General features: G+C 61.4%; 6 protein-coding genes. All 6 read right to left on the reverse strand.

The window, feature by feature from the left end; translation table 11 throughout:
* Positions 1–159: 159 nt before the first annotated feature.
* On the reverse strand, positions 160–927 hold the full coding sequence (locus HU720_RS23410; RefSeq protein WP_186523447.1) for an SDR family oxidoreductase: 768 nt from the start codon (positions 925–927) through the stop codon (positions 160–162).
* Between the two features lie 641 nt (positions 928–1,568).
* Positions 1,569–2,285 (reverse strand): ABC transporter ATP-binding protein, encoded by a 717-nt coding sequence (locus tag HU720_RS23415; protein WP_186523449.1) that lies wholly within the window; start codon positions 2,283–2,285, stop codon positions 1,569–1,571.
* A complete protein-coding gene (locus HU720_RS23420; RefSeq protein WP_186523451.1) occupies positions 2,282–3,157 on the reverse strand; it encodes an ATP-binding cassette domain-containing protein in 876 nt (291 codons plus the stop codon). Before HU720_RS23420 ends, HU720_RS23415 begins: the two co-directional genes overlap by 4 nt.
* Positions 3,154–4,431, reverse strand: a complete 1,278-nt coding sequence (gene livM / locus HU720_RS23425) for a high-affinity branched-chain amino acid ABC transporter permease LivM (protein WP_186523456.1) — start codon at positions 4,429–4,431, stop codon at positions 3,154–3,156. Before livM ends, HU720_RS23420 begins: the two co-directional genes overlap by 4 nt.
* Positions 4,432–4,457: 26 nt before the next feature.
* A complete protein-coding gene (locus HU720_RS23430) occupies positions 4,458–5,372 on the reverse strand; it encodes a branched-chain amino acid ABC transporter permease LivH (RefSeq protein WP_186523452.1) in 915 nt (304 codons plus the stop codon).
* A gap of 153 nt (positions 5,373–5,525) precedes the next feature.
* Positions 5,526–6,662, reverse strand: coding sequence for a branched-chain amino acid ABC transporter substrate-binding protein (locus HU720_RS23435; protein ID WP_186523454.1), 1,137 nt, complete (start codon positions 6,660–6,662; stop codon positions 5,526–5,528).
* Positions 6,663–7,210 lie beyond the last annotated feature (548 nt).

The raw sequence follows: 7,210 nt of genomic DNA on the forward strand, positions 1-7,210 counted from the left end.
GGGACAAGCCCGCTCGCCACAACTAACTATCGTTTCCCACAGGATTGGGGCCAGCCAGCAATGTTGCGGTTGGGCACCACCTCCGTGGCTGGCGCCAGCCTGCGATGAGGCCGGTGCAGGGCTGCACATAACCTACGCGCGAGCCGACAGGCGTATGCCTTAACCCTTGGCCGACCGGTCGATGGAGAACCCTGCCCAGTCCTGGCTCACCGGCATCAGCTCAAGGCTGTTGATGTTGATGTGGGCCGGCTGGTTGAGGACCCAGAAGATGGTGTCGGCAATGTCCTGTGGCTGGATCGGCTCGGCGCCCGCGTAGGTGGCGTCGTACTTGGCCTGGTCACCGCCGAAGCGCACCAGCGAGAACTCGCTCTCGCAAAGGCCCGGCTCGATATTGCTGACCCGTACCCCAGTGCCGCGCAAGTCACAGCGCAGGCTCAGCGAGAACTGGCCGACAAACGCCTTGGTGCCGCCATACACGTTGCTGCCTGGGTAGGGGTAATTGCCAGCCACCGAGCCTACGTTGAGGATCGACGCACCGCGGCCGTGGGCAATCAGCCGTGGCAGCAGCAGGCGGGTGGTGTACATCAGGCCCTTGATGTTGGTGTCGACCATGGTTTCCCAGTCGTCCAGGCTGCAGTTCTGCGCGGCATCCACGCCCAAGGCCAGGCCTGCGTTGTTGACCAGCCCCTGCAGTTTGTCGAACGCAGGCGGCAGGCTGGCGATGGCCGCTTCCATGGCCTTGCGATCACGCACATCGACCACCAGGCCATGGACTTCGGTCTTGGCCGACAGCTCCGCGCACAGTGCATCCAGGCGCTCCTTGCGGCGCCCGGTGAGGACCAGCTTCCAGCCCGCATCAGCGAAACGGCGGGCCGTGGCCTCACCGAAACCGGAAGTTGCACCCGTGATGAAAACGGTGGACGTCATGCTTTGCTCTCCTCGCAGTGGATATTCGTCGGCCGGCCTCGCAGCATGCCCGGCGCAGGCTTTTCCGACAACCGTTTCAGCGATTGATCAATAAATGACCATACCCATGAAACCCTTGTGGCAGAGGGGCTGGATCAGGCTATGCGCATGTTATCCACAAGGCTTTCCCCACGGATTGGGGGCAACTTGGGAGCGCTCGACTGCGCGTGGAGCACTGCACATCACCTCAGTGATGGCGCAAGGCTTTCAGGCATGCCGCCTAGGCGGTTGTGTCCAAAGGTTTTGCACAGAGTTATCCACAGAAAATTCAAGCTGTGGAAGCCTCGTCGTGACGTTGAAAAGCTTCACCAAGTAATCCACAAAGGGGAATTGATCAAATAATAACCACAACCCTACAGACCCCGCCGAACAAGGCCTAGAGCAACATGCCACCATGTTTTCCACAGGCGGTTCCACATATTCCGTGGAAAGTTTCTGCCTGTGGAAACAACGGCTTGCGAGGGGGTTATGGAGTGCTTCCAGAAAGATGTGCGACAAGTTGTCCACATGTGCCTGGCAGCATAAAAAGCATCGCGGGGCAAGCCCGCTCCCACAGATTATCGAGATGTCCGTGGGAGCGGGCTTGCCCCGCGATCAGAACATCAGTGCCCGCCCAGGTAGGCGTTGCGCACTTCTTCGTTGACCAGCAGTTCCTGGCCGGTGCCGGTCATGCGGATCTGCCCGTTGACCATCACATACGCGCGGTCCGAGAGCTTCAGCGCATGGTTGGCGTTCTGTTCCACGAGGAAAATGGTCATGCCGGTCTTGGCCAGCTCGCGCAGGGTGGCGAAGATCTGCTTGACCACAATCGGTGCCAGCCCCAGCGAGGGCTCGTCGAGCAGCAACAGCTTGGGCCGGCTCATCAGGGCGCGGGCGATGGCGAGCATCTGCTGCTCGCCACCCGACATGGTCATCGCCCGCTGGTTGCGCCGCTCCTTGAGCCGTGGAAACAGCTCGTACATGCGCTGCATGTCCTCATCGGCGTGTTTGTCGCCGATGGGGATGGTGCCCATCATCAGGTTTTCCTCAACCGTCATGTCCGGGAACACCCGGCGGCCTTCCGGCGACTGCGCAATACCGTTGGAGGCGATGTAGTGCGATGACTTGCGGGTAATGTCGGTGCCGCGGTAGAGAATCTGCCCGGACGCTGCGCGCGGCTGGCCGAAGATCGACATCAACAGCGTCGACTTGCCCGCGCCGTTGGCGCCGATCAGGCTCACCGTCTCGCCCTCGTTGATATGCATCGAAACCTTTTTCAGCGCCTGGATCGGCCCGTAAAACACATCCAGGTCCTGCAATTGGAGAATGGGCGCTGTCATACCAGTTCCTCTTCGTCGGCACCCAGGTAGGCGGCGATCACCGTCGGGTTGTTGCGGATTTCCTGCGGCGCGCCCTCGGCGATCACGTTGCCATGGTCAAGCACGACGATATGGTCGGAAATGCTCATGACCATGCCCATGTCGTGCTCGATCAGCACCACGGTAATGTCGTGCTCGTCGCGCAGCACGCGGATCATGCGGCTGAGCGCCTCGGTTTCCTGCGGGTTGAGGCCAGCCGCTGGCTCATCCAGGCAGATGATCTTCGGCCGCGTGCACATGGCCCGGGCAATCTCCAGGCGCCGCTGCTGGCCGTACGACAGCTCGCCCGCGAGGCGGTTGGCGCAGTCCACCAGGTCGACGACTTCCAGCCAGTAGAACGCATGGTCCAGCGCATCGCTTTCGGCCTTGCGATAGCCTTTGGTGTTAAGCACCCCGGCCAGCAGGTTGCGGTTGACCCACATGTGCTGGGCCACCAGCAGGTTTTCCACCACCGACATTTCCTTGAACAAGCGAATGTTCTGGAAGGTCCGCGCCAGCCCCGCGCGGTTGACCAGGTGGGTGCCGCCGAACATCTTGTAGTACACCCGGCTGGCAAAGCGTGCCGGCGACACGAAGTCGGCGGCCTGGAAGCGCTCGCCGAGCAGTTGGATGACGTTGGTGCGGCTACCGCGAACATTCAACTCGATGCGCCCGCCGCTGGCCTTGTAGAAGCCGGTCAGGCAGTTGAACACCGTGGTCTTGCCGGCGCCGTTGGGGCCGATCAGGGCGAAGATCTGGTTGCGCCGCACTTGCAGGCTGACATCGCTCAGCGCCTTGATGCCACCGAACTGCATCATCAGGTTGTCGACCGACAGAATGATATCGTCGCTCATGGCGCCACTCCTTTACGCGGGACCACACCGGTACGGCTGATGCGGATCAACCCGCGCGGTCGCCAGATCATCATCAACACCATCAACACGCCAAACAGCAGCACGCGGTATTCGGAGAAGCTGCGCAGCAGCTCCGGCGCCACGGTCAGCACGAACGCTGCAATCACCACGCCCACGGTCGAGCCCATGCCGCCGAGCACGACGATGGCCAGAATCAGCGCCGATTCGAAGAAGGTGAACGACGAGGGGTTGACGAAGCCCTGGTAGGTGGCGAAGAACACCCCTGCAAGCCCTGCCGTAGAAGCGCCCAAGGTGAATGCCGAGAGTTTGACCAGTACGTGGTTCAGGCCCATCGAGCGGCAGGCGATTTCATCCTCGCGCAGCGCTTCCCAGGCGCGCCCGACCGGCATGCGGGTCAGCCGGTGCTTGATGTACAGCACCGCCAGCACCACCATGAACAGCACCGCATAGATGAACACGAACTTGAGGTTGGGGTTGTAATCGAAGCCGAAGAACTCATGGATCGGCACCCCGCCGTCCTTGGCCCGGCGGCCGAACTCAAGGCCAAAGAAGGTCGGCGACGGCGCCGGCATGCCGTTGGGGCCGCCAGTGAACGACAACCAGTTGTTCAGCACCAGGCGAATGATTTCGCCAAAGCCCAGGGTCACGATGGCTAGGTAGTCACCGTGCATGCGCAACACCGGGAAGCCCAATATGCACCCCGCCAGCGCGGCGGCAATGGCCGCCAGCGGCAGCACACTCCAGAAGCCCAGGCCCAGGTACTGATAACCCAGCGCCAGGCCATAGGCGCCAATGGCATAGAACGCCACGTAGCCCAGATCGAGCAACCCGGCCAGGCCCACCACGATGTTCAGCCCCAGCCCCAATAGCACATAGATCAGACCGAGGATCACTACGGTCAACAGGTACTTGTTGGCAAAGATGGGGAACACGATGGCGATCACGATCAGCGCCGGGATGATATAGCGCAGCCGGGTCTTGTAGTCCGGCGCCAGCACATGCACACCCGAGCCGCCATTATCGAAGCCCGACTGCAGGCGTTGGCCGACCGAGCTTTGCAGGAACAGGCTGAGCACGAAGCGCCCCACCATCACCGCGCCGACCAGCCAGGCCACGCGCATGGGCTGTGCATTGAAGCTGTAGCCGTCGAGGACCACACCGACCACCGGGCCGAACACGATCAACGCCAGCAGCCCGGCGATGACTGTTTCTACCAGGCTGCGCTTGAGGTCGATCCCTTTGTTTTGTGTCATTTGGGCAGTATTGGCAACAGACATGATCACACCTTGGCCACGAGTGGGCGGCCGAGCAGGCCTTGTGGGCGGAAAATAAGGATGATCACCAGCAGCGAGAAGCTGAACACGTCCTTGTAGTCGGAGTTGATCGTGCCGGCGAACAGCGACTCGGAAATCCCCAGGATGATCCCGCCAAGCATCGCCCCAGGCAGCGAGCCGATGCCGCCCAGCACTGCGGCGGTGAACGCCTTGATGCCGATGATGAAGCCTGCGTAGAAATCGAAGGTGCCGTAGTTCATGGTGATCAGCACGCCGGCCAGGGCGGCCATCACCGCGCCAATGACGAATACGTAGGAGATCACCCGGTCGGTATTGATGCCCAGGATCGAGGCCATCTTGCGATCCTGCTGAGTGGCCCGGCACATGCGCCCGAGCTTGGTGTACTTGATGACGTAGGTGAGCAGCGCCATGCCGGCGAATGCCGCTATCAGAATGAAGATCTTGGTGTAGGTCAGTTGCACGAAGCCGCTGCCGACCTCGACGCGCATGGCGCCTTCAAGCAGCGTAGGCACACCCTGCTGGCGCGCGCCCTGGCTGATCTGTGCGTAGTTCTGCAGGATCAGCGAAATGCCGATGGCACTGATCAGCGGTGCCAGGCGGGTAGAGTTGCGCAGCGGCTTGTAGGCGATGCGCTCGATAGTGAAGCCGTAGACACCGGTGACTACGACGGTAAACAACAGCGTGCCGAGCATCAGCAAGGGGAAGGATTCAACGCCGAAATAGGCCAGCAATGCCAGGCTGATTGCCGCCAGGTAGGCGGAAATCATGTAAACCTCGCCGTGCGCGAAGTTGATCATGCCGATGATGCCATAGACCATTGTGTAGCCGATGGCGATCAGGCCATAGACCGACCCGAGGGTCAGGCCATTGACCAGTTGCTGCAGGAAAATACCATCCATAACGCAATCTCACCTGATTGAGACTGCACCAGCGCCGGCCACGGCGGCCTGGCGTGCAAAGGCCCTGGCGGCGCAACGGGGTGCAGATCTTCTGACAAAGACAGGTACCGCAGGGGCTTGGGCCCGGGCGTAGGCCCGGGCCGGTTGCCGTTATTATTTTTGTTTGTCCAGCTGGTGGTACTTGCCGTTGGCATCCCACTGGTAGACCACGTAGTCGGACACGGTCAGGTCACCCTTGGCGTCCCATTTCTTCTCGCCCATGACGGTCTTGACCGGGTTGGCCTTGAGCCACTTGGCGGCATCTTCGCCTTTGTTCGACTTGGCGCCGTTGAAGCCTGCGGCCAGGGCTTCGAGCGAAGCGTAGGCGTACAGGGTGTAGCCTTCAGGTTCGGTGCCGTTCTTGCGGAACTCCTCCACCACCGCCTTGCTTTCTGGCAGCAGACGCGGGTCGGCGCCGAAGGTCATGTACACGCCGTTGGTGTATTGCGCACCGCCTGCGGTGGAGACCAGCTCATCGGTGACGATGCCATCATCGGACATGAACGCCACGTCCTTCAGGCCCTGCTCGCGCAGCTGGCGTACCAGCGGGCCGGCTTCAGGGTGCAGGCCACCGAAGTAGACGACATCGGCACCGGCAGCGCGGATCTTGGTGACCACGGCGCTGAAGTCTTTCTCGCCGCGGGTCAGGCCTTCGTACAGCACCGGCTTGACGCCACGTTCTTCCAGCTGCGCCTTGGTCGCGTCGGCCAGGCCCTGGCCGTAGGTGTCCTTGTCGTGCAGCACCACCACCTTCTTGCCCTTGAGCACATCGACGATGTAGTTGCCGGCAACGATGCCTTGCTGGTCGTCACGCCCGCACATGCGGAACATCGCTGACAGGCCGCGTTCGGTGACCTGCGGGTTGGTGGAGCCCGGGGTGATGGCGATGACGCCGGCCTCGTCGTACACCTCGGAGGCGGGGATGGTGTTGGAGGAGCAGAAGTGCCCGACCACGCCGATTACCTTGTCCTGGTCGACCAGGCGGTTGGCCACGGCCACGGCCTGCTTGGGCTCGCAGGCATCATCGCCCTTCACCAGGACGATCTTCTCGCCGTTCACGCCGCCGGCTGCGTTGATCTTGTCGGCCGCTGCCTGGGCACCTTTCATGTATTGCTCGCCAAACGCTGCGTTGGCACCGGTCATCGGCCCTGCAACACCGATCTTGACGTCGGCCTGGACATACGAAGAAACACCTAACGCGGTGGCTACAGCCAGTGCCAGGAAACCTTTCTTGTAAAACGTCTGCGACATGAGGTGGTGCTCCTAGAGTTTTTTTTGGTTGGCACTACAACTTCTCAACCCTGTGCTCTGAGCAAGGGCCGTGCCATCGGTTTTGTCTTCTGGGAAAACACAGGGTAAGGCGCGATAACAGGCGACCAGCGGCCTTTTCTTTATTGAGCGTGCAACCGTCTGCGCCGCGTGTAGCGCCACCGCATGCATAGACAAGTCGCAACCAGCCGGTGCCATCATTGCAACCCTTGGCAGTGTTAACGTGCAACCGTCCTGTAACAGCATGCGTCACCGAACTGCACACCGCTGGTGCGCAATTGCTACAGGGGGCACTGTTTCAAGGCTAGCGGGTGCACGGAAAAACACCTCTGCCGGCTGGCTATCACAGGTTCAAGGCAAGGCCTCGATATTGCGGCTGTGCGCGGTCTCTGTGGGAGATGCTATGGTTTTGTACAAACCTGTTCCCGCCAGACATATCTCCTTGTGGCGAACGCCTTTGTGGCGAGCGGGCTTGTCCCGCGTTGGGCTGCGCAGCAGCCCCTGGGGTTTTCAGGGCTGCTGCGCAGCCC

Source organism: Pseudomonas sp. SWRI51 (genome assembly GCF_014268825.1).
GTDB classification, from domain to species: domain Bacteria; phylum Pseudomonadota; class Gammaproteobacteria; order Pseudomonadales; family Pseudomonadaceae; genus Aquipseudomonas; species Aquipseudomonas farsensis.

Coding starts and splice junctions, on each gene's coding strand:
- HU720_RS23415 (WP_186523449.1), bottom strand. CDS start 2,285: ATGACAGCGCCCATTCTCCAATTGCAGGACCTGGATGTGTTTTACGGG.
- HU720_RS23435 (WP_186523454.1), bottom strand. CDS start 6,662: ATGTCGCAGACGTTTTACAAGAAAGGTTTCCTGGCACTGGCTGTAGCC.
- HU720_RS23420 (WP_186523451.1), bottom strand. CDS start 3,157: ATGAGCGACGATATCATTCTGTCGGTCGACAACCTGATGATGCAGTTC.
- HU720_RS23410 (WP_186523447.1), bottom strand. CDS start 927: ATGACGTCCACCGTTTTCATCACGGGTGCAACTTCCGGTTTCGGTGAG.
- livM (WP_186523456.1), bottom strand. CDS start 4,431: ATGACACAAAACAAAGGGATCGACCTCAAGCGCAGCCTGGTAGAAACA.
- HU720_RS23430 (WP_186523452.1), bottom strand. CDS start 5,372: ATGGATGGTATTTTCCTGCAGCAACTGGTCAATGGCCTGACCCTCGGG.